Genomic DNA, 26,921 nt, shown 5'->3' on the forward strand with positions numbered 1-26,921 from the left:
ACCTAGGAGATGCCCAGCTCACGGCCTTGTGCAACACCCTTTAGCTTCGTGACGCCGAGGGCCCCGATCCACTTCGACTGACCGAAGGTGACAACGCCCAGCGCCGCACTCGCCAGGGAACTCCTCAACTGAGGACTGTCCAGTCCCCAGCCGATGCCGGTGAAGATGGCTTCGTTCACGTCAAGCGGCTCTGGCTCAACTTCTGTGGTCCATAACTGTGGGTCACTGGTCATATGTCGAAGAGGGCTTCCTCTTGTGGCGGGATCGGAGGGTCGAGAACGTCGCGGAGGCGGGCGATGTCTCGGCGCCATCTCGGCCCGTCCGTGGCCTCGTCCCACAGCTCGGCGATTTCAGATCGCTCGTCGACTACTCGGTTCAGGGCGCCGACGGCGAGCGTCCGAAAGTCTGCGGGCAACTCCGGCAGCGGCTCCGATGGGCCGTAGATCGAGCACGTGGGTTCGCCGTCAGGGTGCTGTGCGACCACCAGGGTTGCTGCGGCAACTGCTCGCTCGGCGTCGGCAGTGATCAGGTAGTCCGAAGGGTCGGCGGCGCGTTTGAGGACTCTACGGATCATGGACTCGCGTTCTTCCATGGTTGCCTCGTCCAGGTCGTCGGCAAAATCGGCGGCGGTGTCATTGTCGAAGGGGCCGATGTCCCAGGTGCCCATATCTCTCCTCGCGCGATCGTCTCGGGATCGTCGCACTGGCCACCGACAGTGAGGTCAGAAGGCAAGCAGCACCCGCTTGCGCAGGCGCTTGAAGCCTGCGCGTCCGTACATCTGCCGTTTGATCATTTTGATGCGGTTGACGCGGCCTTCTACTGCGCCCGAGCTCCAGGGCAGGCTCAATCCGGCGATGACGGCGTCGAGGTCGCGGTCGATGCCGGCGGCTTAGGGCCTGTCCGATGGGTCCGCGGAGTGACCTTCGTCAGCTCCTAAGCTGTGGCGCTATGGAGAACCAGCTCACCCATGAGGCCAGTGCCTTCATCAATTTTCGGAGCTACAGGTTCCGAGAGCCGAGGTCACACGGCTACAGGTGGGTCGACCTCAAACACCTGCGGTCCCCTGCTGAGTCCGGCAATGCCCAGGAACTGCTCGCGGCGCTCATTGGGCATGAACCGTTCCGAGATGACTATGCGGGCGGCGGAGTCCTGCCGGAGGGTTCCAGGCATGGCCCGTATTGGCTGAGGCTGGTAACCCCCGATGCCTACGAAGCCGTCAGTCGGGAAAAGAGCGCGCACATCCTGCGGGATTGGGTGAACCAGTTCGGGGACGTGCCTTACGAGCTGGAGGCGGATCTGCAGCAGGAGGTGTTCGACCGCTTGGTGGCGGCCGACCAGATCTACTACCTGAGCAGGCTCGAGGATGAGGCCATTCATGACTGGGGGCGTGTGCACGAGGACTTCCACGAGTTCGTGCTCATCGACCGCTCAGCTGGACGGATCACTCTCCTCGTCGCGGCCGACGACTGAGTCGGTGGGCATGGTTGCTGTGGAAGGGCATCTGAGGAATCAGGGGCGGAGCCACAGGGGAAGCGCTGCCAGAGTCACCGTGCCGTGGAATACGTAGGCTCTTTTGTCGTACCGAGTCGCTACAGCCCTGGATCCTTTGAGCGCGTTGATGCACCGTTCGACCTCGTTTCTGCGGGCATACCGGGACCGGTCGAAAGCAGTAGGGCGACCGCCTCGGCTCCCGCGTCGTCGGCGGTTGGCCCGTTGGTCTCGACGCTCGGGGATCGTGTGCTGGATCTGCCGTCGTCGCAGATACTGGCGTTTCGACGCGAGCTGTATGCCTTGTCCCCGCATACGTGGTCCGGTCTCGTACGTGGACGGCCACCGGCTGTACGCGGAACGCGGATGCGATCCAAGACCGTGATCAACTGCAGAGCGTTACCCCACTGTCCTTGGGTTTTCAGAACTGACAGTGGACGTCGGCTCCCGTCACTGGCCAGGTGAATCTTCGTCGTCAGTCCACCCCGCGAGCGGCCGACCGCCTCGTCGGAGCGATGCCTTGCGGGACGGCGGCGTTGCCCCGGCACTCGGGGCGGCCGGCGACGAGCCCCGGCCGCGTGCTGATGAGCTCGGCACACTGTGGAGTCCACGCAGGTCCCGCCAAGGCACGCCAGTCCGCAACCGGAAGAGAATTCCATTGATCACCCGCCGATGACAGTGCCAACGCCCGCCTCGCCCGACGTTCGTCGGCAGATGCGGTTCCAGCTGAACCCACTCGGCATCGGAGAAATCACCACGCCCCACATCAAGCGGAACGATTCACCCCTCAATGAGTCACTCGACCCGTCGGACACGGCCTAGTTGTGCTGTTCGGATAGGTTGGTGACGCGGCTGGCTGGTGGGTGGCCGCCGATGCCGGTGTGGGGTCGGTGGTAGTTGTACCAGTGAAGCCAGTCGGGACACGCGGCCTGTCGTTCGGCGTCGCAGGTGTAGGGCCGGATGTAGGCCCACCCCTCGAGCAGGGTGCGGTGGAAGCGTTCGACCTTGCCGTTGGTCTGCGGGCGCCAGGGCCTTGTCCAGCGGGGGCTGATGCCCAGCTCGCGGCAGGTGTCGCGCCAGGTGTTCTTGGTGTAGGCCCAGGCGTTGTCGGTCAGGACCCGCTCGACGGTGACGCCCTGGGCGGCGAACCAGGCGGCCGCTCGTCGCAGAAAGGCTGCGCAGGTGGGGGCGGTCTCGTCGGGCAGGTCCTCGGTGTAGGCGAGGCGGGTGTGGTCGTCCAGGGCGGTGTGCAGGCAGGCGTATCCGACGCCGCCTGCGCGCTTCTTGTTCGGGCTGCCGGCCGCCCGGCCGAGGACCTTGTGGCCGCCGCCGTCGGGGATGCGGCCGAGCTTCTTGACGTCGATGTGGACCAGTTCCCCGGGCCGGGCGCGTTCGTAGCGGCGCACGGGCTCGCCGGTGGCCCGGTCGCAGGCGGCCAGGGCGGGCAGGCCGTGGCGGACGAGGATGCGGTGGGCGGTGGAGGCGGCGACGCCGGTCCGGGCGGCCAGCCGCACCGGCCCGATCCGATGCTCGTGCCGCAGCCGCACGACCTGCAGTTCGACCGCGGCGGGCGTCTGGCGCAGGCTGTGGTGGGGGCGGCTGGAGCGGTCGTGCATCCCGGCCTCGCCCAGTTTGCGGTAGCGGCTCGCCCAGCGGGCGGCGGTGGTGTGGCTGACCTGGAAGCGTTCCGCGGCCCGCCGCAGCGGCCAGCCGCCGTCCACGACACACCGGGCCAGACGCAGCCTCCCGGTCGCGGTCAGCGGGGCATTACGGTGGGACACGAGGGCCTCCTGCGGTCAGGTGCAGATGTCGCAATCCACACCGAACCCAGAAGGCCCTCACCCGTTCGAGCACCCAGCAGGGTGTCACCAACGTCCCGGGACAGCACACCTAGTGGCTCAGGTTGAGAGAGGCATAGCCCCGAAAGGGGAGAATCCCGATGACGTCGAACGCGACGCTGGCCTAGCGTTCCGCCCATGACCTCCCCGGACGACGACACCGACGACAAGGCTAGCGTGACCATCCGCTGCCAGGACAACGCCTCTGTCGGCGTGACTTTCTGCGATCGGTTCAGCTTCGACGCGGACTCTGTGCACTATGCCGTCGAGCTGCGGGCCCCGGGCCTGACCGCTCGCGTCAGCGAGGTTGTCGCCTGGATCTGGGACAGCGATCTCACCACGTTCCTGGAAGTGCTCGCCGCGGACTACCGGGGATGGGACGGCGAACGGAGCTGGCAGACCAACGACCGAGACCTGACAGTGTCGGCCGTCTTCCGTTCCGGCGGCCACGTTGGGCTGACCTGGGCCTTGCGGCCCTGGCCACAGGCCGCCGGCGGCTGGGGAGCCTCCGTGACCACCTGGCTGGAGGCCGGCGAGCAGACGGCTTCCCTGGCAGCCCACGTCCGGCACTTCCTCACCGGGGAGCAGCAGTGACAGCCAGCCTGCGCATCTCCTGGACGCTGGGGGCACACGGATGGGCCGACTGCACACTTGAGGATCATCACGGCAAGGCTGAGCTCACCGCGTCCTACATCACCAATGCGCCCGAGCAGTTCCTGACCGCGGTGGCCCGGCTCGTCGCGGGTGAGACAGAGACCCGTGCCCAGTTCGAGGCCGAGCCGACTGCCTACCGGTGGATCTTCTACCGCGAAGGCAAGGACATCTGGATCCGCGTGCTAGAACTGCGCGACGGCAGCGATCACGACAACAAGGGAACCGAGATCTGGTCCAGTCAGCTCGGCATCGACCAGCTCGCCCGCGCGGTGATCCGCTGCTTCGACGAGGTCGCACAGACCCATGGCGAGAGTGGCTACAGAGGCAAGTGGGGCGAGCACTTCCCCCGAACCGAACTCGAAGCCCTCAGACGCCTCTGGCGCACTCACCAGCATCCCCAAGACACGTAATCCGGACAGCGCACACTGCTCTGGTTGAGCGAGACGAGTCAGTCTGTCCCGTCTCAGTCAACCTGAACCACCCCAGGTCAGCGCATCGTGCTGGTCCACCTCAACAGAGACGGGACAGCCCTATAGGAGTCGCGGTGACGGTGGTCGGGCCGTAGACCAGACGTATGGTGCTGCGGCCGCCGGTGGAGCCGATGCTGGCGCAGGCCCGTGACAGGGTGCCTGCGCCTGGGGCGCTGCCCGGCCGTCTGATCTTTCAGCCGAAGTTCGACGGTTATCGCGCGCTGCTGTTCACTGGCCCTGTACGGCTTCAGTCCCGTCGGGGCAGCCTGATCCAGGCCCGTTTCCCCGAGCTGGTGGATGCGGCCGCGGGCCTGCCCGAGGGCCTGGTCCTCGACGGTGTTACGTGACCTGCAAGGGTGTCTCAGGTGCTCGGTGTCTCATGTGACTTGTCCCCGGCCGGCCCCTTCAGCTTGACTCTGTCGGGGATCTTGGAGTTGCTGAGGTCAACTGGACAGGGTTCGCCAGGACTTCAGCCGGGGGATCTCGCGCTGGTCGAGGTAGTTCTGGAATGCAGTCGGTCGGCGGGCCTGGGGATTTCCCGGGTCGGTGGCAGTCCGCTGAGGCGTTCGATGTTGACGGCGATAGCCGTCAGGACGTGCTGGATGTGGGCCTTTCCCTGTCCTCGGTAGCGGCAGCGGCGCATGCCGTGCCCGTGGGCGAACTCGTTGACCGTGCCCTCCACTCCGGAGCGGACCGCATAGCGGGTCTTCCATTCGGACGTCTGTTGCTCGGTGCGGACGCGGAGTTGCAGGTCGCGGAGTTCTCGTGGGGGAAACCCCACGCTGGGGGCGCTGTCGGCGGTGGTGGTGCACTGGGTGCGGGCCGGGCACGGGCGGCACTGACTCTCGGTGAACCTGGCCACGATCAGCGGGGCCGCGGTGGGCGAGGAGGTCGAGTAGGGGCCGTGCCAGCCCGCGCTGACCTGCCCATGCGGGCAGGTGACCCGCTGACGGTCGTAGTCGATGTGGAAGTCGTCCCGGGCGAAGCCCTCGTTCCGGCGGTGTTGGTGGGTGGGGTTGCTGCGGAGCTGGCCGGAGACAGTGACATGGTGTGCACGGCTGGCATGTTCCAGGTGAGGCAGGGAGGTGTAGCCGGCGTCGACCAGCAACTCCCGCAGAAAGCGGTTCAGTTGCAGGTCATACGAGCCGTCCCCTGCCAAAATGAACGGCTGACCCTCGCGGACACCTACACGGTCCAGCACAGCCACCGGGCCAACAGGACCCAGGCAGCTCTCCGAACGAGCCCGGCTCGTCGTGCACAGGTCCGCGATCACGGCACCGCCCCCCATCCCGCTCGTTGACTTCGAACCCGTCCACCATCGCGAAGCCGAAGCACAGGTGCCTTTTCTCCGCTCAGGAACCACTCACGCTGGTGATCTGCTGACGGACCAGCAGCTGTTGATGAGACACATGTGGTAGCTCACATAAATGGCGAGCTGGTCGTGTGGGCGGGGGAGGGGGTGTCGTTCGAGGCGTTGCAGCGGCGCGCGGCCGCCGGCCACCTCAGCGCACCCGTCCTCGCCCGGGAGCTGCCCGCCCATCTGATCGTGTTCGACGTCCTCCAGGCCGACGGCCGCGAGCTGTTGCAGGCCCCGTATGTAGAGCGCCGCGCCCGCCTGGAACAGCTCTTCACCGACCACGATCTGCACGCGTCGTGGGCGCGGTGTCCCGAGACGGACGACCCGGCGACGGGGCAGGAATGGCTCACGTCCTGGACCCGCGTCCCCGGCGTGGAAGGGCTCATCATCCGGGGCACCGAGCAGCACTACCTGCGCGGCGCCCGCGTCCTGTACAAAGTTCGCCGCGACACCACCGAAGCCATCATCGGCGCCATCACCGGAAGCCTGCAGCACCCCCAGACACTCATCCTGGGCCGCTACGACGACACCGGCCACCTGCGCCTGGTCGGCCGCAGCACACCCCTCCGCAAGGACGCCGCACGCCAGCTCGCCGAGCGGCTGACGCCGGCCGCGCCCGGGCATCCCTGGGAGGGCGTGCGCTTTCACGTCGTCATGGGGATCCAGCAGGACGCTCGACGTGACCCTGGTAGAGCCGGGCCTGGTCGCCGAGATCGCGGTCGACACCGCTCGGGAACGCGGCGCATGGCGCCGCCCCGTCCGCTACGCGCGGCTGCGCCTGGACGTGACGGTCGCGGACGTGCCCGCGTTCGGCCAGGGCGCACTGCCGGCCGCCGGGTGATCAGCCAGATTGCGCGTCTGCGGCCTGCCCGGCCGCGCGGCAGGAAAGCCGGGCAGGGCCGCGCGGCTTGCATGGGGTCCAGCCGGTTCGCCTTCCGCCTGGAGTTCGGTCGCACCGTTTCGGGTGGGCTCGGCGCGGCCGACGGTGGAAGGCGGCGTGGTGCGCGGTGACGCCGTGGGCTGGCCGGTCTGGCGTCCGCGCGCAGGTTTCGCGCGGGCTAGGGTTCCAGCTCCAGGCAGAGCCCGACCTGGTGCCCGCCAGCTCGGCCCTGCACGGGTGTCGTGGCGCTGCTTCCGTGCGTGGTGATCGGCACGCTGGTGGTGGACAGGGCGGCGTAGGCCTGGGCGAGCTGGGCGAGGGCGGCGGCGGCCTCACCGGGATGCTTGTCCACGACTGTCTTGGCTTCCTGCGCGATGGCGGTCAGGAGCGCCTCGCGCGCTTCGACGGCGGCGGGAACTTCGCGGACTTTGATCACACCTGCCGGGTTGGGCTCGTCGGCTGTGACGTCGCGGATCTCCATGTCTCTCCTTTGCTCGCACCAGGATGCGGGCCTGGCGGGCCGTCAGGCCCAGACGCTGGTTTGCCGGGGAGCAAGTCTGTCAGGGCTGGCCGCTTTTCAGCGCGAGGGCCGCAGCGTGGCTCGGGTCTGGGACAACCGCGACAGTGCGGCAGTGCGTGATGAACAGCTGCGGGGCGCCCTGTGTGTGAGCGCTGGCGCAGGGCCGCTTCGGCCGGGCAATTCGGGGGCTCACGGCACGGATATGGCGTTGCGTGTCGGTGCCGCCTTCGTGCTCCGCGCGGGGCGGGCCGGCGCACCCGGGGAACCGGGGCGCTGGCCCGTGCACCGCTGCCGGGCTAGGAAACGACGATGGAGAAGCCGGCGTCTGCGTAGGTGCCGGATGTGCCCGTGTTCACGAGGAACGTGTCGGTGCGGTTTCCGCAGGCGCTGTTCGGTTGCATCGCGATGCGGACGCCGTAGTCGAAGGCGCGGTACTGGAGGGTGGCGGTGGGGACGAGCTTGCGGTGTCCGGGTTGTCCTCCAGCTGGACGCAGTAGTGCCCTGCGGAGGGCTTGGTGACTTGTTCGATACCGGCCAACTGCGTCTGGACGGCCGCAGCACACCCTTCCGCAAGGACGCCGCTCGCCAGCTCGCCGAGCGGCTGGCGCCGGCCAGGGCGCACTGGCGGTCGCCGGGTGATCAGCCGGATTGCCCGCTGGTGTCCTGGCCGGCTGCGCGGCAGGAGGGGCAGATGACCTGAGGATGGGACCCGTAGCGCACGGTGAGTTACTGGCAGCGCGCGCAGTGGCCCACCTGGCTCGGGCGGCAGCCCAGGATCGGCGCCGCGGTGGCCCGGTCCGTCGTGGGGTCGATACGCCTGGGCGCATCGTTCATGCCCACGACCGTACGACGCTCGCCGCACCGGGCGCTCTGCGACCGCGTACAACCAGGCCGCGGCCGCCGGGGCGTGACTGCTATGCCGCCATCTCGTTGACCTGAGCAGATCCTCCCCTCTAGTCGGCCCCGGGAATGTCATGGCTGAACCCCGGGGCCGACCGCTGCGAAACCGGCCTCGACGTCGCGCACCGGCCCGCCAGCCGCGCCTTACGCTCGGCGTATGAGTGCTGAGGAGATCCCCGAGCCGGTGCCGGCCCGTTCGTGGCGGCCGGAGGACGGCCCTCGCCCCAAGGTGCCACCTGGGCGGCCGGGAGTGAGCCCGCTCTCATGGTGTGGTCCGACGGGCGCTGGCGGTACGCCTCGATCATGGCCCGCCAGGGCTGGGCCGAGGGCCGTGTCTTCTACCAGGTGCACGTCGACCTGCTCGGCGACGCCAGGGTCAGCCACCGCATGTACCAGTGGCCGCAGCCGGGCCTGCGCGCCGTACGCGGCCCGCAGCACCGACCCGCCCCGGACGCCGGCAGCATGCCGCGCGCCCCTCGACACACAGTCTGACGACGATGCAGCCCAGGGCCAGGCCGGCGCTCGGCGAACAGCTGGGGGAGGACGATGCCCCGCGCCAGATGGTGCGGGGCATCGTCGCATGCGCGGCGGTTACGCGCGGCGCAGGCACGTCTCCGGGACCTGGCCTCCGGGCACGATCCGCCAGAGGTTCCCTGCGCGGCCGCAGGCCCGGTAGGCGGGCCCGCCGTTGTCGGTGCGCGCCACGGCGACGATGCAGGAGCGGACCTGCTCGCCCTTGCGCAGGTAGTGATGGATCGGCGTGTGCATCGTGGCGGCCGGCCCGTCGTATGGGCCGGGGCGCCGTACGGCGACGCGCTCAACGGCGCGCCAGGTGGTGGTGCACGGCTTGGCCGGAGCGGTGGGAGCAGCCGTGGGAGCTGCTTCGGCTGCTGGAGCGATCAGGGCTGCAACGAGCCCGGCCACGATGGCAGATGTCATCAGTCGTGTCATACCTGCCCGGCCCCGACCCGCCGGCCAGGGCACGGACGATCACCCGCAAGGGGCGCCGCCCAGCCGCAGCGGTCAGTCGCTGAGGGCTTCTTCGGCGGTTTCGCGGATGTCGATGACGGTGTCGACGCCGACCAGCTGCAGGGTGCGCAGCACGGCAGGCTGGACGGCGGCCAGGTGCAGCCAGCCGCCGGCAGTGGTGTGCGAGCGGTGGGCGTGGAGGAGGATGTTGAGTCCGCTGGAGTCCATGAAGGTCACGTGCCGCAGGTCCACCACGGTGCGGGGGCGGGGCGCGCCGGCCGGGTCGAGGGCATTGCGCAGTGCCCGGCCCGTCTGGTGGTCGATCTCCCCGGCCACGGACAGGACACGGACATCCCCTGAGGCAGTGGCCGTGACAGCCAGCTTGCCTCGTTCCACCGATGGTCCGGCACCCGTCATGTCGTCCTCAGCCATAGCCGTGATCCTTGCACAGCCGCACTGGTGCCAACACCGTTGCCCGCAGGTCAGGGCGTGATGCCTGCCCGTGACGCACGTTACGCAGGCATATCAGGCGTCGGTCGCCAATGAGCGGGTAAGCGGGCGAGGACGAACGGGGTGACGAAGGCGGCCGGGATGGAACGAGCAGCAGTGAGCGAGAACGAGACCACGTCCGGGCCGCCGGCCATCCAGACCACCATGGCGCTGGACGGGGACGGCATGGTCATCGCCCAGGCCCGGCACCTGGCCGCCGACTTCCTCATCCGCGTCCAGGCCGAACACGGCCTGCCCGTCTCCCAGCGGGCCATGGACCTTGCCCAGCTCGTCGTCAGCGAACTGGTCACCAACGCCGTCAAGTACGCCCCCGGTCCCGTCCTGCTCGACCTGCGCGTCATGGGCGGCCTCATAGAGATCGCCGTCTGGGACTCCGACCCCGTCCTCCCCATCGCCCGGGCCGCGGACGTCGGCCGGGTCGGCCAGCACGGCCTCGAAATCGTCATGGCGGTCGCCCAGGGTTTCGAAGCCCAGCGTGAACCGGTCGGCAAACGCATCACCGCCCGCCTCGCCCTGGCCGACGACCCCGGCGGCGACATCACCGGACGCCAACCCCACTGACACCCGCCGCGCACCCGGGCGCCCACCCAAGCGGCGCCAGACCAAAAAGGCCGGCGCCTTCAGTCCGCCGAAGCGGGTGGCACGGGCACCGGCCAACCGAAACCCAGCCGAAGCAGGGAGTCACCACACAGTGCACGGGGGGGTGCCGAGACAAGCCCCAAAGGGGCCACGGGATGATCTTGAAACGCCCTCAAGAGGTGCTGGCCCCGGTGTCCTGGCTCAGCCACCAGCCGCAAAGTAGCTACGAGTGACGCTCAGGCCGTGGGTCGATGAGGGTGCTGGCGCGGTTCTCGTACTCGCGGCGGGCTTTGCGCTGTGCCGGGATCGCCGGGGTGCCCTGGGTGCCGTCGAGGGGCTGGCAGTGGTCGAGGAGCTGGCGGTGGACCGCGGGCGTGGCGCTGACGCGCAGGGTGTAGCCCTGGCCGCGCCGTACGGTCACGCCCTGGTCGAGCGCGGCCCGCTCGGCGTCGTCCAGTTCGGCGGCATGCAGGAAGTCAGCGACCTTGCCCGGCATGTCGAGGGTGACCGGCAGCTCCGGGGCCGGGGCGCCAGGGTCGGCGGCGACGTGCTCGGGCAGGAGGTCGGCGACGGCGGTGCGGATGGCGCCGCGGCTGACGTGGTGATCGCGGGCCAGGCCAGCGATGGACTGGCCGCCCAGGTACGCGGCGCGTACGGCGGCGGCCTTCGCCGCCGTGACGACGGGGCGGCGCCCACCCTTGCTGCCCTTCGCCTCGGCGGCCCGCAGCCCGTCGTACGTCAGCTCGCGCTGGAGGTCGCGCTGGAGGTCGCGCTGGAGTTCGCCGGCGGCGGCGAGGGTCTGCACCATGAACTTCACGGTGGACAGCAGTTCTGCGGTGCGCGGGTGTCGGGCGGTGAGGTCCATGGCGGAGAAGGCGCCGTCGTGGATGCGCAGGGCGAGGCGGTCGCGGTGGAGGACGTCGAGCACGTCGAGGATGTGCCCGGTGCCGCGTACGAGGCGGAACATCTCGGAGATGTGCACGGTGTCGCCCGGCCGCGCGTAGGTGAGCAGCTCGCTGAACTTCGGTCGTTCCAGCGGGCGAAGGCGACTGGAGGTGCCGGGGTCCTCCTCGAAGACGACCGGGTCTTCGATCCCGGGCTCGGCGAGGACGAGGTTCTGACGGTCGGTCGACTGCCGGTCGGTCGACACCCGCTTGTAGACCAGGTTGGCCATGCCGCCCCCGTGTCTGTCGGCGGATCAGGCCCTAGCTGTCAGCAAACCCTGTCATCAGCCGTCACCGGATCTCATGGGATCGGAGCCCCGAAAAGTCCGGGTCCATTGGACGCTCACCGCGCCTGTCGGCATTCGTTCGTTTGCCGACACCAAACACGCACCCTAACGCGGTGAATCCCGGAAGCGGTTGCCCTGACCGAACTACGTCAGGGGTGGAGTCGCAGGAGTTTGGCGAGCAGCGCGGAGAGTTGCTCGCGTTCGGCTGGGGTGAGGTCCGCGAAGGTGTCGTCGAGGAACTCGGGTACCGCGTCCTCGGCGCGGGCGAGGAGTCGGTGGCCTGAGTCGGTGATCGTGACGGCGTAGGCGCGGCGATCGCTCGCGTCGCGTTCGCGCCGTACGTGCCCCGCCTGCTCCAGACCGTCGCAGATGCCGACCATGACGCTGCGGTCGATGCGCAGTTGGTCACTCAGGGCCCGCTGCGAGCTGGGGCCGACCTCGGCGAGCATCTTGAGCACCAGATGCTGCCCGACGCCGATCCCGGACTCGTTCGCCCGGGCCTCTGCGGCGCGGGCGACGACAGTCGAGGCCCGGCACAGCGCGATGTCCAGGCGCTCCGCGGCAAGCGTCGGAAAGTAGCTGGCCTCGCGGTATGCGGTCTTGGGCGGCATGCCCACCTCCTTTGCGTACGCGGCAGTCACTCGTCAACCCTACCAGGATTCATCTGTCCACAGATTGTTTGCGCACCCCTCATTAGATTTGTATGCTCGCAGATCATCTGATGACAGATGGTCTGTGTGAAGATGGAGGTCTGGCATGGTCAAGCCCGACGGCCGCAGGCAATTGGCCCTGTTACTGCTCTGCACCGCGGTGTTCCTGGACTCGATGGATCTGTCGCTGATGGGGGTCGCCCTGCCCGCCATCGGACGTGACCTGTCGCTGTCGGAGGGCACGCTCCAGTGGCTCGTGTCGGGATACGCGGTTACCTACGGCGGCTTCCTGCTGCTGGGCGGCCGTCTGGCCGATCTGTTCGGCCGCCGCCGCATGTTCCTGGTCTCGCTCGCGGTCTTCGCTGCAGCGAGCCTGGTCGGCGGGCTGCTCTCGGAGGGATGGCTGCTGGTCATCACACGGGTGGTCAAGGGACTGGCCGCGGCACTGACCGCGCCAGCCGCCCTTTCCCTGATCACCACGACGTTCACTGAGAGCTCTCAGCGCAATCGGGCCCTGGGCGTCTACGCACTGGCGGGCGCCACCGGCTACAGCGGCGGCCTCATTGCCTCCGGGCTGCTCACCGAAGTCAGCTGGCGGCTGGTGTTCTTCCTCCCGGTGCCGATCGCCCTGCTGGTGCTGATCGTCGCTCCGATGGCGCTGCCGGAAGGCGGGCGGCCCGACCGAGCGGGCCGGAAATTCGACGCCGCCGGCGCGGTCGCGGTCACGGCGGGAGTGCTGTCGCTGGTGTACGCGCTGGCCGAGACCAGTTGGCCCGCCGGGGTGGCTGCCGCGGTGCTCCTGGCCGGTTTCGTGCTGGTCGAGCGGCGGCAGCGGTCTCCGCTCGTTCCGCTGCGGCTCTTCCGGTCGCGCACCGTTTCCGGCGCCAACCTCGCCGCGCTGGCCTGGGCCTGCGCGACCATCGGTTGGCAGTTCGCCGCAGTCCTCTACCTCCAGCAGGTCCGCGGCTACGGCGCACTGGAGACCGGTCTGGGCATCGTCCCCATGGGTGTGGCCATCATGGTGACCGCCAATTTCGTCGGACGGCTGATCGGCCGGTGGGGGCTGGGCCGGACCGCGGCTGTGGGGATGCTGGTCCAGGCCGCCGGGATCCTGCTGTTCCTGCGGGCCGGCACGGACGCCGGCTACGCCGGTGTGCTGCTGCCGGCGCTGGTGGTGCACGGCGTGGGCAACGGCCTGTCCTTTCCCAGTCTCAACATCGCGGCGGTCAGCGCTCTCCCCGATGACCAGCAGGGCCTGGCGTCCGGGCTGATCACCTCCGCCGTCCAGATCGGGGCGGGCATCGGCGTCGCCGTGCTGGCCTCACTCATGGCCGCCACCGCGCCCGGCATCGACGGCTACCGGGTCGCCTTCCTCACGGCAGGCTGCTTCTCCCTCGTCGGCGCCGCCCTGGCCCACTTCGGACTGCGCGTGCATACCCGGGACGCCGAGGCACCGGCCCCTGCCTGACCGACCACCCCACGACGCCCACCGACCCCTACATACGAAACAGAGGAAGCGGCCGTGACTTTGGATCTGACCCCCGACCAACTCCTGTCGACCACCCGCGCCGTGCGCAAACGCCTTGACCTGGACCGCCCGGTCCCGCGCTCCCTGATCGAGGAGTGCGTTGATTTGGCCACACAGGCGCCGACCGGCCGCAACCGCCAGCGCTGGCACTTCATCGTCGTCACCGAAGACGCCCAGCGGCAGGCCGTGGCGGACATCTTCCTGCGCGCCCTACCACTGGCCACCGGGCACCCCCTGACCGAACGCGATGCGTGGCGCATGAACTACCACCCCAGCTCCACCGAGCGTGTCTTCGACGGCCTGCGCCACCTTGCCGCCAACATCCACCGGGTGCCCGCCTTCGTCATTCCTGGGGTGGAAGGACGCACCGACCACGCTCCGGTGACCGTGCAAGCGGGAGCGTGGGGCTCGATCCTGCCAGCAGTGTGGAGCTTCATGCTGGCCGCCCGGGCACGCGGCCTGGGCACCACCTGGACGACAGCGCAAGGACCACTGGAGCGGGAGTTGGCCGACGCCCTCGGCGTTCCGTACGACGACATCATGCTGGCCGCCTTCATCCCGCTGGCCTACACCATCGGCACCGACTTCAAACCGGCCCGCCGGATCCCCCGCGAACACGTCCTGCACTGGGACCGATGGGAACAGCGCTCCGCCGGGTCCACGCCGTAGCGCACCGCTGCCTTTGCCGCCCGCAGCATGTCACGCAGTTCCTCCACTTCGGGCCCCGTCCTCCTCTGGCCGACGGGGCCCGGGCACGGCTGGCCCACGGTCGAGGCCCGGGCGCTCAGGGCTCCAAGATCATCCCGTGGCCCCTTTGGGGCTTACCTCGGCGATCCCCCTAGCGGGGATCGCGTGCCCCACGCGCCGGGCATTGGGACGGCCGGGGAGCAGCATCCGGTCGACGGCCGCCGCGATCACCTCCGGATCGGCGTCCGTGGTCACCGGCTGAGCCTCAGCCGCCGTGGCGCTCGTCCGCTGATGGCAGTCGGGCACCCCGGTCCGTCGGCTGGCGTGGTTCCGGCAGCGTTGGTGGCTCCTGCGGCGCAGCCAGCACACCCTTTGCCGGCGTCCGGTCGTTGGGACCGGTCATGAAGAAGATCATCACTCTCGCCGGCCTGCCACTCGCTGCCCTGGCTATGTCCGCCCCGGCCGCCCACGCCGACAACGGCTCGGACTTCGGGTCCGGCGTCAACGCCGCGAACAACTGGGACTTCAGCGCGGCATCAGTCTGCTTCCAGGAACTGGCCGTCGTCCCCGTCGGCGGCGCCTCGCTGGGCAACACCGTGAACCACTGCGTGAACGGCAACGTTCTCGACCGCTCCTAATCGGCGAGCGTGTCCCCTAGCCGGCGCAGGGTCAGCACGGCCAGCCGTGCTGACCCTGCGCCGGCGTTCTCGAAGACGGCGACTGCCGGATCGAGAACATCGATCAGCCGGTCCTGCCGGTCGTCGTAGGTGGCGTCGTGCAGAACGGCACGGAAGGCGGGGCCGTCCCAGGGGGAGCGGGCCGGCCCGTCGGCGAGCACCCGCTCGGCCTCTGATGGCTCCCAAGAGCCTGCGTCGTACTCGGCGAGGAGGGTGCAGGCGTCCCGCTCCACGGCTTCGGTCATCACGACGATCGTCACGGCCGGTCCAACGGCACGAGGGAGGGCGACATCGCTGTGCTCGGCTATCACGGATGTGTCCAGCGGGTGCTGTCAGGCCCGGGTGGTGTCTCAGCAGCAACAGGGAGAGGTGGCAGACCGCCGCACCGCAGCCGACGCGGCGAGGAGGCAGGCCGCGCGTCTCCTCGCTTTCGGGTTTCGCCAAGAAGGCACTTCTGACCGCCGGGTGGCGTCCGGTCCGGGTGAGCAGCAGGAATCGACCCGGCTCCGCCTCGCTTGGAGCGTGTCTCTCTGGCACGCTCCGGGCGCTTGTCCGATGGGCGGGCGCTGGTGCGTGGCGGGAGCGGGGGCGAACCGCTGAAGCGTGCCACGGGTGCCTCGCGTCGCTCGTGATCGAGAACAAGACAGCCACCATGGACGGGCGCGTCGGGCCGAGGGCTCCCGGCCGGTCAAGGGCCTCTGCGTATCGGGCAAGTGTCACGCCGAGGCGGTCACAGAGAGAGTGTGCCCGGTCGGCAGGTCGAACCCGTGTCCCCCACACAGGTGCATCGCGCAACCTAGTAACTACTGTCTGTATTCGATCTAGTGCGCTCAGTGACTATCTCTTTATGGTCAAAGCGACGCCAACGCCGTATCCCTGGAGGATTCGTGGCACGCTTCCGCACTCGCCTGGCCCTGCTCGGCTCGGCCGCCGCTCTCGCCGCCGGCGCCCTCGTCCCCGCACAGTTCACCGGGGCCCAACCCGCCGCCGCGGCCGAGGAGCACCAGTGGGTCGCCCTGGGCGACTCCTACACCGCCGGGGTCATCCAGGCCGCGGGTAACACCTTTGAAGTCCCGCGCGACGGCTGCGAGCGCACCGACCGGTCCTACCCCCAGGTCATCGACCGCGACCTCTACGGTCTCTTCGAGCTGACCAACGTCAGCTGCGGCGCCGCCACCATCGAGAACGTCACCGACACACCCCAGCAACCGATCGGCCGGCACATGCCGCCCCTCTCCGAGGACCCGGACTACCCCTTCCCTGAAGTGCCGCCCCAGTCCCAGGCGGTGGGCCCCGACACCGACGTCATCACCGTCGGCGCGGGCGGAAACACTCTCGGCTTCGCCGACATCCTCATGAAGTGCCCGCAGCTGGGCAGCGAAAGCGACGGCAAGGGCACCCCTTGCAAGGGCGCCCTGGGCGCCGGTATCCCTGCCCGGCTGAAGAAGGTGCGCCAGGAGTACGACCGGATGCTCACCGTGCTCCACGAGCGCGCCCCGCACGCGAAGATCCTGGCCGTCGGCTACCCCACGATCGTCCCCAAGGACACATCGAAGTGCGGCTACGGCGACCTGACGAAGTTCGGCACGATCACCCAGGGCGACCTGGACTGGCTGCGCAAGGACGTCCTGGAACCACTCAACAAGGCCATCGACGACTCCACTGGCACGCAGGACGCCGCCGGCTTCGTCGACCTCTACACCTCCTCCAGCAGCCACAGCGTCTGCGACGACAGCAAGTGGGTCGAAGGCTTCGTCACGCTCCCCGACCAGCTGTCCTTCGTGCACCCCAACGCCCTCGGCCACCGCAACGCCGCCGACCACGTCGAAGAAGCCATGCTCAATGCCACCGTCTGACCAGGCGCCTGAGCAGGCCAAGAGGCCCCGAACGGCCCGGAGGGTGATGGCTGTTCTGTCCGGCTGCCCGGCAGCCGCCGGACAGGCCCTGCGGGCGTAACGGTGCCTGACTTACCCAAGATCGCTCGCCGCACGAGGCCGCCGCCCTCGCCGGGGTGAGCGCCAGGTCTGGGAGACCTACCGACACCAGCCCGCCCTCGCCGACCACCGCCAGGACGTCGCCGGTGTCGAGCACTGGCCCCGCTCGGCCGTCACCGCCTGGCAGGCACAGCGCCCCGGCCGCGGCGCCGGCGGCGGCCGCCCCGACTCTTCAGGGTGGGTACACCAGTTCGAGGAACGAGGGGGGTGTGGGCTGCTGGGACGTCGGGTGATTGGATGCCGGTACCGGTCGCAGAGCGTCTCGTTGGGCACCACAGGCCGTTGCGGTGCCGGTGGATGGCTCGGTTCGAGGGGATGGAGGGCCCAGCCGTGAGTGATCGCAGTTCGATCGAGTGGACAGAGGCGACGTGGAACCCGACCACAGGATGCGACCGCGTCTCAGCGGGCTGCGACAACTGCTACGCACTGGCGCTTGCGAAGCGTTTGAAGGCGATGGGTTCGCCCAAGTACCAAGCCGACGGTGACCCGCGGACGTCCGGTCCCGGCTTCGGACTGACGGTGCATCCGGACGCCCTAACAGTGCCGTACGGATGGAAGAGCCCGCGCACGGTGTTCGTGAATTCCATGAGCGACCTCTTCCATGCCCGGGTTCCGCTGGACTACGTGCGGCGCGTGTTTGAGGTGATCGCCGACACCCCGCAGCACACGTACCAGGTCCTCACTAAGCGGGCCCGCCGAGTGCGGCAGGTCGCCGACAGGCTTCAGTGGCCGGCCAACCTGTGGATGGGCGTGTCCGTGGAGAGCGCACGCGAGCTGTCGCGCGTCGACGACCTACGGCAGGTGCCGGCGGCGGTCCGGTTTCTGTCGTGCGAGCCGCTGCTGGGCCCTCTGCACGGGCTGGACCTGGCAGGCATCCACTGGGTCATCGCGGGAGGCGAGTCCGGCCGGGGCCACCGGCCGCTCGAGGAGGCGTGGGTGACGCACATCCGCGACACCTGCCAGCAGGAGCAGGTGGCGTTCTTCTTCAAGCAGTGGGGCGGCCGCACGCCGAAGGCCGGCGGCCGCGAGCTGCAAGGGCGGACCTGGGACCAGATGCCTCTGCCCGCGGCCGTGTGACTGCTGGCCACGTCCGGCTTTGTCGTGTGGCGGGTGTTCAGCGAGGCGGGGGCAGGACGATCAGTTCGCGGGTCTTCGCCCCGCCGACGCCGGTGCTGGGGGTCTTGCCCTGCTGGTGCAGGTACTTGACGGCCTTGCGGGCGGCTGGCTCGGTGACCTGTCCAAAGTAAGAGCCGAAGAGTTCAAGCGTGCGCTCGACCAGCCTGATCGGACGGCCAGCGCGCAGCAGCGCCTCCAGGTTGCCGGCCATGACGGGGACGGCCTCCTGCTCCACGACGGTCGGGTCAGGCCTGAGCATGGACACGGTGGAGAACAGGGTGTTTGGGTCGTTGTGCTCTTCCTGCAGCTCCAGGGTCTTCCACCACTCGGTGCGGGCGCGGGCGACCGCGTCACCGAACACCCACAGGCCGTAGGGGCTGCGGGTGGCGAACACCAGCCGGTAAACCGCCCGCTTGTGTGGCGCACGCGAGACAGGCACGGACTGCACCTGCATGTCCGTGCGCCGGGCCAGACGCCGCGCGTACTCGGCTGCCACTGCCTCGATGGCGTCCTCCGCAGCGCCGTCGTGAGCGGACGCTGCCGTGGCGTCGGCGAAGTACTCACGCCACCAGGTGCCGCCGCACACTTCGTCGAACCGCTGCAGCGACCTCTCGTTGCCCTTCGGAGAACGGACATGGCCGCCCAGCCTCCACACCGCCATCATGCTGAAGTTCATCAGCAGCTCGGTCGGCGGCCACCTGTGCGGCCGCTGCCGCGCCAGCACGTCCACGAGCCGGTCCTGGGGTAGAGCCAGCCCGCACGGGTCCAAAAACAGAAACAGCGGCTCGCTTGCGGCCCGCAAGACCACGCTGTCCAGGACGCCATCGACCTCACCACGGTGCGAGTGCGCCAGCACACCGCCAGCCAGGTACTGCTCCACCACCGCCTGAAGCCGTTCGAAGGACTTGGGCTGCGGCTCCGCGAAGAAACACTCCAGGGTCAGATCGCGCTTGTCACGGAAATGGGAGGCGACCCGAAGAGCGATCTCTGCTGACGCCGGCTCGCCACTCTCGTAACGGCCCTCGCCCGCGTAGCCGTCCAGGTACACCACACGCCTGTCCTGGGAATGAGTACCTGTCATGCCGCCGAACTGCGGCAGATACCGCTTCAGCAGCTCATGCTTGAAAACGCTAGGCAGCGCCTTGTCCGCCCAGTAAGCCCCGCCCGTTCCTGTAGACATGGCCCCCCTCCCACCGCCAGGGCTCAACTAACCCTCTGTCACGCATAGTCAGCGACTTGTCTCAAATCGACAAGAGGCCCATTACGCCACCACTCGCCTTAAAGGGCTGTGCTGCTGCAAGGCACGGCGCGCGCGGCCGGTGTACAAATCAGCTCCTTTATGGAGCAACCCTCGTTGGTCCGGGGACGGCCTCTTCGAAAGGGAGATCGACACAGTCAAGATGGAACAACCCCAGCGGGTGTGGGGACAACCGATCCTGGGGCAACCGCGTGGGCCCTGGAGCAACCCCCGCGGGCGCGGGGACGACATGCGGTCGGGGCCGGCCTGGGAGATGCCGACGGAGCTACCCCCGCGGGTGCGGAGTCGACGCCCTGTTCTCCTCCAGCCACGCCGCGGACCGGGAGCTACCCCCGCGGGTGCGGGGACGACCCGCCCGCCTTGCCGGACAGCACGCCGCGCTCCGAGCTACCCCCGCGGGCGCGGGGACGACTCCTCTCGGTCGGGGTGGTGGAACGCTGAGCGGGAGCAACCCCCGCGGGCGCGGGGACGACGTGCCGTCGTCCCAGTACTGGCCCGTGTACGGGGAGCAACCCCCGCGAGCGCGGGGACGACCTCGGAGACGCAGCCGGGCAGGTCGAAGACGGCGAGCAACCCCCGCGGGCGCGGGGACGACGCCCTCGCCGTCCTGCTGATCGCCGAGGCGCAGGAGCAACCCCCGCGGGCGCGGGGACGACGGCGCCGGGCTCGGGCTGCTGGGGGAGTCGTGGGAGCAACCCCCGCGGGCGCGGGGACGACAACAGGCTCAGCGTCAGGTCGGCGTCCGCGTGCGAGCAACCCCCGCGGGCGCGGGGACGACCGGATCTCGGTCGGGGCGAACGGCTCCCGCAGCGAGCAACCCCCGCGGGTGCGGGGACGACATACTCCGCGCATGCCGACCTCACCCGGCCCGCGAGCAACCCCCGCGGGTGCGGGGACGACATGACGACCAGCCAGAACGTCGGAACGCACCACGAGCAACCCCCGCGGGTGCGGGGACGACTTCGGCTGCATCGACTTCGCCAACGAGAACGCGGAGCAACCCCCGCGCCCGCGGGGGTAGCTCGCCGCCGGTGCGCATCGCGCTGACGGGCACGCCGTCGTCCCCGCGCCCGCGGGGGTAGCTCGGACACCAACGCCCGGATCCACAAGAGCCACACGTCGTCCCCGCGCCCGCGGGGGTAGTTCCCCTTACGCGGCTGCCGCGCTGGCCCACGTCGGGTCGTCCCCGCGCCCGCGGGGATAGCTCCCACAACATGGTGCCCGCGCACCTGGCCGCGATGTCGTCCCCGCGCCCGCGGGGGTAGCTCCCCTCCTTCATCGCCCGCATCCCCTGCCCCCGCGTCGTCCCCGCGCCCGCGGGGGTATCTCTGCTCGTGCTCCCCCGCATCGTGGCGTTCGCCAGTCGTCCCCGCGCCCGCGGGGGTAGCTCCGGGGTCTCGGCGCTCGCGGGAATGGTCCCGGAGTCGTCCCCGCGCCCGCGGGGGTAGTTCCCTGGTGCACCTGCGTTACACGAACAGGGAGGGGTCGTCCCCGCGCGGGAGCATCGCCCATGGGCTGGCCAGCCAACGCCAATCTTCGGATGGGTGATCCGTGGGTGCGACCAGTTGCCGCAGCCGCCCAGCACTAGCGTGGGCACACGACCGTGCCCCACACATTGATTCCGGCGACGGGCTGCGTGTAGGTAAAATCCGCAACCGCAACACTGGCGGCCGCAAAACTCACTCGTCTATGGTCCGTGCTCTCACGCAACCGGATCGTCGTGGGCCTACTTGCTGCCCCGTCGAAACCGTCGGAGTTGCTCCCTTCGCTCCAGGAGAAGTGCACGTCCTCGGCGGACTGCCAGGTCCCAGAGACGGACGTTTCCCACCCTACGCCGTGCTCCGCCGATACACGTTCTATCTGAAAGAACATGCCCCGCCGCGGCAAACCGAATTCACTGAGGCCCGGCTGGCTCGTGACGGTGTAGGTCCACACTCGCTGGCTCCCGCCGTAGGGCCGGCTTTGGCACTTCACACGAGCCTGGGCGCCTGTCGACGTAACGTGCAGACTGGCCGTCCAGCCTCCGCTCACCTCAATCTGAGCTCCCGCCGGTTGGCCGAGGGCGGGCAGCTTCGGCGCCGGACGGGTGCGCCGGTCTCCCATCTCGGTGACAAAGCGCGGGCCAGACTGTTTGCCCCAGTTCGGAGTTGGCTTCTTACGTGTGGGCTTTGGCGACACAGTCGCCACGTCGGTCGGTGTATAGCTGGAGCTGCCGGTCACCCTCGCGGTGGTCACCGGATGGGACCGGGATTCTCCAGCCTGCGGGTGGGCAGTCGTACCGGCCCCATCACACCCGACCAGCAGCAGGGCCAAACACCCTGCCGCCAAGCTCCACAATTTCGTCGATGAGACGGCCACTGCCTTCCCCTGTCTTCCCTGGGCGGCCACGTAGCCTACCTGCCTGTCCAGGGCCGCGGACCACGGCGTCGACGCCCGGCCGAGCTGCGCGCGGACAAGGGCTACGGCTACTCCCACCTGCGGCGATGGTTACGCACGCGCGGCATCATCCTCCGCATCGCCCGACGCGGCATCGAGAACTCGACACACCTGGGCCGACACCGCTGGGGCGTCGAACGCACCATCGCCTGGTTCACCGGCTGCTGGCGCCTGCACCGCCGCTCCAAGCGCAAGCCCGACCACTTCAGACGTGCTGTCCGACTGCCGCGACCTGACGTCCCCGATGACGGGTCCATCGCCTCGACCCTGCTCCTGCATTGCCGGCACCCGGCACCACCCGGTATGTCGGGCCAGGAACCACTCACGCCGCCGCTTGCTCCTCTCCGGGCTGTACGGGTATGCGCTGTTCCCCGGACGGCGTCGGAGCAGGAAACGACATGGCTGAGGATGTTGGAGGAGCGCCGGGCGCGGCAAGAGTGTTGGCGAGGGCAATGAAGACGGCAGAGCGCTCCGGTACTGGAAGATTCTCGCCGATGCCGGCTACCAGGGCCTGGGTGCCCAGAGCGGCGGATGTGTGGTGACACCTCCGCACCGCAAGTTCAAGAAGAACCCTCCTGACTGGTACGAGGAAATGCACGAGCGGCAGCGCAAGGCACACTCCTCGCAACGCATACGGGTCGAGCACGGCATCGCGCACTTGAAGAACTGGCGGGCGCTGGCCCGCCATCTCGGCCGCCGCGAGCACATGAGCGACATCGTCCATGCCGTCGCCGGTCTGCTGTTCCATCAGCAGACCGCGGACCTGACGCCGGTGCGGCAGATGTGAACACCGAGCCCCGCCGCCATCCTCGACGTCTCCCTGCCAACCATGCACGAGCTCGTTAGGGTGTTCGGATGGTCGGGTCCCAAGACCCGCAGGCAGTCTTGGAGCAGTTGTTGCTCGAAGTGATGGACAACTGCTGTCCTTTTTGGGCTCTGACGGCCCCATCGCCGACGAGGTGAGCAGTCACCGCCGGCGTGGCCAACAGCACGGCTGCGGAGCCCTCCACCGCAGATGAGTGTCCGTACCGCACGCTGGGAGTCGAAGGCGTACAGCGCCGTGCGCGCGCCCAGAATCGGTTCGGCGCGGTAGCCCGGTCGGCCACGCCGACTGCGGGCGAAGCTGCCGAGCGCTAGGAGAGCTTGCTGCCGGTGTGCCGGGTCGTCCCTGATGATGCGCACCAGTGTGCGGACTGCCTCTGCCTGGACGCGTTCGGCGGTGCTCGATAGGGAGGCAAGGGCCTGCTCGAAGGCTTCGTTCACTGACATCCGGTCCCGACTGCGAGGTCGCACGAGCGGCTGCCGCGCGGCCAGAACCGGGGAACGCCCGTGCTCTGGCAGACCGGCTGAGATCATGGCAAGAAGGTCAGCTCATGGTCAGGGCATAGCAGTTGGGGGCAACATGGACGAGACGAGCACGGTGCGCGCGGTCGTGATGGACTACAAAGCGGTCCTGTGCTCGCCCGGGCGCTCGCACCGAGGGATCGCTGAACTGCTGCGGTGGCTCGATCAGCGCGACGTGGCGTGGGTGCTGCTGACCAACGACCCGATGGACGCCAAGTCGGTCCTTGCTGCTGCTGGCCTTCCTGAACCGGCCCTGCATCTGTGCCGTGACGACATCCCGGACAAGGCGAAGCGTGGCAACAAGGCATGGCTGGAGGCGGTCGCGGACAGACTCGACCTGCGCATGAACCAGCTCATCCTCATAGGGACCTCGCAGTTCGACTGGTACACGGGTATCCATGCCGGTGTCGTCCACATCCACGCCCGCTGGGCCAGCCGTCTGGGAGCGAAGATCACCTCGCTGATGTCCGACGAGCCGGCCGACGTCATCAAGCTCCTTGAGTACTTCCTGCTGCACGAGCCGCGCTGGGCGTTCCGTCTCGATGACGAGGACCGCGCCTTCGCGATCCGCTCGATGCTGCCCTTCAACGCGCGGTTCCCCTGCGGCGGCGGCCGGACCTTCACGATCAAGGACATCTTCACCTACGAGAACACCGTCAAGGTCGGCGACGAGGACGCGCGCGATGTCCTGATGCTGCACCTTCTGTGTGCGGCCTACCTCGATGGTGCGCTGCCCGGTCAGAGCTTCTTCTGCGTGTACCCCAGCAGTACACCCGCCAAGGGCAATCCGCAGCTCGCTGGTTTCCTGGACCGCGCCAAGGTCATGACGGGCTCCTCCTACAAGGAGGACCTTCTCGAGCGTGTCGCCCAGGCCCCGGACACCAGCCTGGAGCGGTACAAGAGGAGCGTCGGCCAGTCGACGGGCCGGGACATCTCCATTGCCGCCCAGGCCCGCACCGTAAGAGTCAACCCGGCCTACAAGAAGAAGATCGCCGGCAAGACGGTGATCGTCTTCGACGACTTCACCACCGAGGGGAAGTCCCTGGAGTGGGCCCGCATCCTCCTGAGCGAGGCCGGTGCAGCACGGGTCATCGCACTGACCATCGGAAAGTACCCCTCGCGCCACACCGTCTACCGGCTGCGCCCCGGCGTCACGATCGATCCCTTCACCACCAACGACGCCACCCTGGCGCACTTCCAGACGACCACGGGCCCTGGAGGAGCGGAGGAAGGGCCGTCGGCGGTCCTCACGACGGCGATGGAGCACTTCGCCGCCGCCGAGGAGCGCGCCGTCGAACCCCAAACCCCTGAGGCGGCCCCTGCCCGGATGGATCACCCGGCACCCCGCCCGGTTCCTGCTGGCACCCGCTCTCCCATGACCGCCTACAAGACCGCCCGGCAACGGCACCTCGCGGATATGCTCACCCACCTCCAGCAGCAGGCGTACCCCCTCGTCTGGCGCGGCGAGTACCTCATGCCGGCCGGGAAGACGACGACCACCGCCCTGTGGTGGATCGCCCTGCCAGGACAGGTCGAGCAGTGGTACGGCACCAGCGAGGCTGAGCGCCTGGTCAGCGGGATCTGCCTGGCGGTCGGGATCATCTGGGAGCCGGTCGCGGCGCCCGGCGGGGCCACCCAGCTTGCCGAAGCCCTCGCTCGGATGGAACAGCGGCGGCAGGGATGAGGAACCGGCCCGACGCCCCCTTCCTGTCCGTACGGGGGCTCCTTACGCCATGATGGAAGTGGCCCGAATACCTCGCTTCATCCTTCGAACATCCCGGGGCCACGAGTAGAAGGACAACCCTGATGGACCTCGATATCACCGCTGAGCAGCACGATCTGCTGACCCTGTGTGCGCTACGCACCGGTGACGCCACCCTCGACTGGAATCTGCTCGCCCGCGGCGCCCAGAGCCCCGACGGCCTGGCCGCGCTCATGGACGGGCAGGTGCGCGAGGACTCCCGTGCCGCGACCAAGAACCGGCCCCTGCTGCAGCAGGCCCTTGCCGCGGGTCTGGATGACGCACGGGCCCGAGTCGACGACGAGCTGGCCGCGGCCAGCAAGGCCGGCGCGCGCCTGGTCACGGTCCTGGACAAGGACTATCCGGCGAACCTGCGCGTGATCGGCAACCTGCCGCCGTTCCTCTTCTACCGCGGTGAGCTCGACCAGCGCGACGCTCGCTCCGTCGCCATCGTCGGCACCCGCCAGGCCTCCGAAGCTGGGCTGCGCCGGGCGGCCCGGATGGCCCGAGAGCTCGTCGAGCACGACGTCGTGATCGCCAGCGGCCTCGCGAAAGGCGTCGACGCAGCTGCCCACCAGGCCACTCTTGCCGCGGGCGGCCGGACCTTCGCCGTCATGGGCACCGGCATCGCCGCCTCGATCTACCCGGCTGAGAACCGTCCGCTCGCGAAGGCGATCCTGGACGCCGGCGGAGCGCTGCTCAGCCAGTTCTGGCCCAAGAGCCCCCCGGCGAAGTACACCTTCCCCCGCCGTAACGTCGTCACCAGCGGCACCACCCTGGGAAGCGTCGTCATCGAGGCCTCCAGCACCTCGGGTGCCAAGATGCAGGCCCGCCTGGCCGCCGAGCACGGCAAGCTCGTCTTCCTGATCCGCTCACTCGCCGACACCCAGCCCTGGGCGAAGAAGATGCTCGATGAAGGCAAGGCGATCCTGGTCACCGCCTCCAGCGACATCACCGATCGCCTCGGCCAGGCCGCGGACATCCAGGCCGCTGGCCAGCAGCGCCAGCAGCTCGCCCTGGCCGGCCTGTGACGGCAGGTCTCCCGGATCCGGCAGGCTTCCCCGACTGCCCGGTGTGCGCCTACCGCCTCACCGGCACCGCCCGCCTGTGCTCCGACTGCGCCGGCCGAACCCTCCAGCCCGTTGCCGAGGCCCACTGCCCGGTCTGCTCCCAGGCCGTCTCGCCCGGCAGACAGTGCGGGAACCGAGTGTGTGCGCTGCCGGAATCCGAGCGGGGGTTCTCCCGCGTCGATGCGGTGGCCATGTACTCCGGAGCCCTGCGCGACAAGATCCATAAGCTGAAGTACGACGGGATACCGGGCTGGGCGATGATCTTCGGTCGGCTCCTCGTCGGCTGGATGGAAAGCCACCCCGAAGAGATGGAGGGCGTCGACTACGTCGTCGGCAACCCCACCCACACCGGCCGTCAACCGATTCAGCACATCGAGGCGATCATGGACGCCGCCTACACGGAGGACATGCGGCGTGCCTTCCCGCTCAGCCCGCCGGGCGCCCACCGGCTGGTGAAACGCACGGAGACAGCCCGGTCCGCGAACCGGACCCTTGAGGAGAAGCGCGCGGCCGCGATCGCACATGCCGCCGCCCTGACCTGGACCGGGGACATCGACGACATCACGGGAGCCACCATCCTCCTCGTCGACGACGTGTTCACCAGCGGATCGCAGCTCCAGCACGTTGCGCGACGGCTCCGGGCAACCGGCGCTGCCGACGTCCGGGGGCTCGTTCTCGCACGAGTCCCGTGGAGCGGATGACTGACCCGGCTCGTCGGATTTCCGGCCGGCGGGGAATGCCGGACGCGCCGTGTCGAACTCGTGCGGCCGAGCAGTCGCGGGCGGCAAACGGCTTGGGCACCGCCCTGCTCTCGGCCTACGGCCCCTTCAGCACCCGTCTGCTGCCACGACGGGCGGCGGTGGAGCTTGCCAGCCAGGTATCCCAGGAAGCAGAAACCGAGGGCTTGAAGCCCGCGACGCTGCAGTTCGCCCAAGGGCTCGCCCGCATGACGCCGTAGCCGACCGGCACACGCGAGTCGCCGGGGCAGCGGTCGGTCGGAACCGCGTAGATCCGGAGCTGGCCG

At 69.1% G+C, this 26,921-nt stretch carries 29 protein-coding genes and 2 pseudogenes; 18 read left to right on the forward strand and 13 right to left on the reverse strand.

Annotated elements, in window-relative coordinates; all coding sequences use genetic code 11:
- Positions 1-2 precede the first annotated feature (2 nt).
- From ACF1AL_RS37495 to ACF1AL_RS37505, 3 genes are read right to left on the reverse strand one after another with little or no spacing between them, the layout of a single operon-like run.
- Positions 3-179 carry a hypothetical protein gene (locus ACF1AL_RS37495; RefSeq protein ID WP_391780928.1) on the reverse strand — a complete coding sequence of 59 codons (177 nt, stop codon included), beginning with the start codon at positions 177-179 and terminating at the stop codon, positions 3-5.
- Between the two features lie 50 nt (positions 180-229).
- The gene (locus ACF1AL_RS37500; protein ID WP_391780929.1) at positions 230-667 is read right to left on the reverse strand and encodes a DUF4259 domain-containing protein; all 438 of its coding nucleotides are present in this window, start codon (positions 665-667) and stop codon (positions 230-232) included.
- A gap of 54 nt (positions 668-721) precedes the next feature.
- Positions 722-847, reverse strand: coding sequence for a hypothetical protein (locus tag ACF1AL_RS37505; protein ID WP_391781045.1), 126 nt, complete (start codon positions 845-847; stop codon positions 722-724).
- A 101-nt stretch (positions 848-948) separates the two neighbouring features.
- Here ACF1AL_RS37505 and ACF1AL_RS37510 point away from each other — a divergent pair, with 101 nt between their 5' ends.
- Entirely contained in the window at positions 949-1,470 is a 522-nt protein-coding gene (locus ACF1AL_RS37510; RefSeq protein ID WP_391780930.1) for a hypothetical protein, read from the forward strand.
- 39 nt (positions 1,471-1,509) lie between these two features.
- On the opposite strand, the pseudogene ACF1AL_RS37515 reads toward ACF1AL_RS37510, so the two are convergent.
- A pseudogene (locus ACF1AL_RS37515) lies at positions 1,510-2,253 on the reverse strand (IS5 family transposase).
- Between the two features lie 53 nt (positions 2,254-2,306).
- A complete protein-coding gene (locus tag ACF1AL_RS37520) occupies positions 2,307-3,269 on the reverse strand; it encodes an IS481 family transposase (RefSeq protein WP_391780931.1) in 963 nt (320 codons plus the stop codon).
- A 195-nt stretch (positions 3,270-3,464) separates the two neighbouring features.
- On the opposite strand from ACF1AL_RS37520, the gene ACF1AL_RS37525 reads away from it, so the two are divergent.
- The 3 genes from ACF1AL_RS37525 (at position 3,465) to ACF1AL_RS37535 (ending at position 4,797) form a co-directional block, all read left to right on the forward strand.
- Complete coding sequence (locus tag ACF1AL_RS37525) at positions 3,465-3,920, forward strand: DUF6228 family protein (protein WP_391780932.1); 456 nt, start codon at positions 3,465-3,467, stop codon at positions 3,918-3,920.
- The gene (locus ACF1AL_RS37530; protein WP_391780933.1) at positions 3,917-4,390 is read left to right on the forward strand and encodes a hypothetical protein; all 474 of its coding nucleotides are present in this window, start codon (positions 3,917-3,919) and stop codon (positions 4,388-4,390) included. Before ACF1AL_RS37525 ends, ACF1AL_RS37530 begins: the two co-directional genes overlap by 4 nt.
- A gap of 164 nt (positions 4,391-4,554) precedes the next feature.
- Positions 4,555-4,797 (forward strand): hypothetical protein, encoded by a 243-nt coding sequence (locus ACF1AL_RS37535; RefSeq protein ID WP_391780934.1) that lies wholly within the window; start codon positions 4,555-4,557, stop codon positions 4,795-4,797.
- Between the two features lie 122 nt (positions 4,798-4,919).
- On the opposite strand, the gene ACF1AL_RS37540 is transcribed toward ACF1AL_RS37535, so the two are convergent.
- Entirely contained in the window at positions 4,920-5,657 is a 738-nt protein-coding gene (locus tag ACF1AL_RS37540) for a transposase (RefSeq protein ID WP_391780935.1), read from the reverse strand.
- A gap of 252 nt (positions 5,658-5,909) precedes the next feature.
- On the opposite strand from ACF1AL_RS37540, the gene ACF1AL_RS37545 reads away from it, so the two are divergent.
- Entirely contained in the window at positions 5,910-6,818 is a 909-nt protein-coding gene (locus tag ACF1AL_RS37545) for an ATP-dependent DNA ligase (protein WP_391780936.1), read from the forward strand.
- A gap of 47 nt (positions 6,819-6,865) precedes the next feature.
- Here ACF1AL_RS37545 and ACF1AL_RS37550 read toward each other — a convergent pair whose 3' ends face one another.
- Positions 6,866-7,168, reverse strand: coding sequence for a hypothetical protein (locus ACF1AL_RS37550; RefSeq protein ID WP_391780937.1), 303 nt, complete (start codon positions 7,166-7,168; stop codon positions 6,866-6,868).
- Positions 7,169-7,727: 559 nt separating this feature from the next.
- Here ACF1AL_RS37550 and ACF1AL_RS37555 point away from each other — a divergent pair.
- Together ACF1AL_RS37555 and ACF1AL_RS37560 are read left to right on the forward strand one after the other, a co-directional pair.
- Positions 7,728-7,907, forward strand: a complete 180-nt coding sequence (locus ACF1AL_RS37555) for a hypothetical protein (protein ID WP_391780938.1) — start codon at positions 7,728-7,730, stop codon at positions 7,905-7,907.
- A 464-nt stretch (positions 7,908-8,371) separates the two neighbouring features.
- The gene (locus tag ACF1AL_RS37560) at positions 8,372-8,599 is read left to right on the forward strand and encodes a hypothetical protein (RefSeq protein WP_391780939.1); all 228 of its coding nucleotides are present in this window, start codon (positions 8,372-8,374) and stop codon (positions 8,597-8,599) included.
- Positions 8,600-8,698: 99 nt separating this feature from the next.
- Here ACF1AL_RS37560 and ACF1AL_RS37565 read toward each other — a convergent pair whose 3' ends face one another.
- Together ACF1AL_RS37565 and ACF1AL_RS37570 are read right to left on the reverse strand one after the other, a co-directional pair.
- Positions 8,699-9,046, reverse strand: coding sequence for a hypothetical protein (locus ACF1AL_RS37565; RefSeq protein ID WP_391780940.1), 348 nt, complete (start codon positions 9,044-9,046; stop codon positions 8,699-8,701).
- Between the two features lie 84 nt (positions 9,047-9,130).
- The gene (locus ACF1AL_RS37570; protein ID WP_391780941.1) at positions 9,131-9,508 is read right to left on the reverse strand and encodes an STAS domain-containing protein; all 378 of its coding nucleotides are present in this window, start codon (positions 9,506-9,508) and stop codon (positions 9,131-9,133) included.
- A gap of 159 nt (positions 9,509-9,667) precedes the next feature.
- On the opposite strand from ACF1AL_RS37570, the gene ACF1AL_RS37575 reads away from it, so the two are divergent.
- Positions 9,668-10,147 carry an ATP-binding protein gene (locus tag ACF1AL_RS37575; RefSeq protein WP_391706720.1) on the forward strand — a complete coding sequence of 160 codons (480 nt, stop codon included), beginning with the start codon at positions 9,668-9,670 and terminating at the stop codon, positions 10,145-10,147.
- 241 nt (positions 10,148-10,388) lie between these two features.
- On the opposite strand, the gene ACF1AL_RS37580 is transcribed toward ACF1AL_RS37575, so the two are convergent.
- Positions 10,389-11,339 (reverse strand): recombinase family protein, encoded by a 951-nt coding sequence (locus ACF1AL_RS37580; RefSeq protein WP_391780942.1) that lies wholly within the window; start codon positions 11,337-11,339, stop codon positions 10,389-10,391.
- A 206-nt stretch (positions 11,340-11,545) separates the two neighbouring features.
- Complete coding sequence (locus tag ACF1AL_RS37585; RefSeq protein ID WP_391706714.1) at positions 11,546-12,007, reverse strand: MarR family winged helix-turn-helix transcriptional regulator; 462 nt, start codon at positions 12,005-12,007, stop codon at positions 11,546-11,548.
- 145 nt (positions 12,008-12,152) lie between these two features.
- Between ACF1AL_RS37585 and ACF1AL_RS37590 the strand changes: the two genes are divergently transcribed.
- From ACF1AL_RS37590 to ACF1AL_RS37600, 3 genes are all read left to right on the forward strand, one after another.
- On the forward strand, positions 12,153-13,514 hold the full coding sequence (locus ACF1AL_RS37590; RefSeq protein ID WP_391780943.1) for an MFS transporter: 1,362 nt from the start codon (positions 12,153-12,155) through the stop codon (positions 13,512-13,514).
- A gap of 54 nt (positions 13,515-13,568) precedes the next feature.
- Positions 13,569-14,243, forward strand: coding sequence for a nitroreductase family protein (locus ACF1AL_RS37595; protein ID WP_391706708.1), 675 nt, complete (start codon positions 13,569-13,571; stop codon positions 14,241-14,243).
- Positions 14,244-14,662: 419 nt separating this feature from the next.
- Positions 14,663-14,899, forward strand: a complete 237-nt coding sequence (locus tag ACF1AL_RS37600; RefSeq protein ID WP_391706705.1) for a hypothetical protein — start codon at positions 14,663-14,665, stop codon at positions 14,897-14,899.
- Here the strand turns inward: ACF1AL_RS37600 and ACF1AL_RS37605 are convergent.
- Positions 14,896-15,183 carry a hypothetical protein gene (locus tag ACF1AL_RS37605; protein WP_391706702.1) on the reverse strand — a complete coding sequence of 96 codons (288 nt, stop codon included), beginning with the start codon at positions 15,181-15,183 and terminating at the stop codon, positions 14,896-14,898. The genes ACF1AL_RS37600 and ACF1AL_RS37605 overlap by 4 nt on opposite strands.
- A 642-nt stretch (positions 15,184-15,825) precedes the next feature.
- Here ACF1AL_RS37605 and ACF1AL_RS37610 point away from each other — a divergent pair.
- Complete coding sequence (locus ACF1AL_RS37610; RefSeq protein ID WP_391780944.1) at positions 15,826-16,794, forward strand: SGNH/GDSL hydrolase family protein; 969 nt, start codon at positions 15,826-15,828, stop codon at positions 16,792-16,794.
- Between the two features lie 468 nt (positions 16,795-17,262).
- Complete coding sequence (locus ACF1AL_RS37615; RefSeq protein WP_391780945.1) at positions 17,263-18,009, forward strand: DUF5131 family protein; 747 nt, start codon at positions 17,263-17,265, stop codon at positions 18,007-18,009.
- A gap of 37 nt (positions 18,010-18,046) precedes the next feature.
- Here the strand turns inward: ACF1AL_RS37615 and tcmP are convergent, their stop codons facing one another.
- Positions 18,047-19,228, reverse strand: a complete 1,182-nt coding sequence (tcmP, locus tag ACF1AL_RS37620) for a three-Cys-motif partner protein TcmP (RefSeq protein ID WP_391780946.1) — start codon at positions 19,226-19,228, stop codon at positions 18,047-18,049.
- A 2,490-nt stretch (positions 19,229-21,718) separates the two neighbouring features.
- Between tcmP and ACF1AL_RS37625 the strand changes: the two are divergent.
- The 5 genes and pseudogenes from ACF1AL_RS37625 to ACF1AL_RS37645 all read left to right on the forward strand — a co-directional run.
- Positions 21,719-22,027 (forward strand): annotated as a pseudogene (locus tag ACF1AL_RS37625) (transposase); the annotation flags it as partial.
- A gap of 199 nt (positions 22,028-22,226) precedes the next feature.
- On the forward strand, positions 22,227-22,529 hold the full coding sequence (locus ACF1AL_RS37630; RefSeq protein WP_391781037.1) for a transposase family protein: 303 nt from the start codon (positions 22,227-22,229) through the stop codon (positions 22,527-22,529).
- Positions 22,530-23,144: 615 nt separating this feature from the next.
- The gene (locus ACF1AL_RS37635) at positions 23,145-24,770 is read left to right on the forward strand and encodes a hypothetical protein (protein ID WP_391780947.1); all 1,626 of its coding nucleotides are present in this window, start codon (positions 23,145-23,147) and stop codon (positions 24,768-24,770) included.
- 122 nt (positions 24,771-24,892) lie between these two features.
- Positions 24,893-25,858: a DNA-processing protein DprA gene (locus tag ACF1AL_RS37640; RefSeq protein WP_391780948.1), complete on the forward strand. Its 966-nt coding sequence runs from the start codon at positions 24,893-24,895 to the stop codon at positions 25,856-25,858.
- A 230-nt stretch (positions 25,859-26,088) separates the two neighbouring features.
- Positions 26,089-26,598: a ComF family protein gene (locus tag ACF1AL_RS37645; RefSeq protein ID WP_391781038.1), complete on the forward strand. Its 510-nt coding sequence runs from the start codon at positions 26,089-26,091 to the stop codon at positions 26,596-26,598.
- Positions 26,599-26,921: the final 323 nt, after the last annotated feature.

Source organism: Streptomyces sp. NPDC014801 (genome assembly GCF_043082085.1).
Classification (GTDB): Bacteria; Actinomycetota; Actinomycetes; order Streptomycetales; family Streptomycetaceae; genus Streptomyces.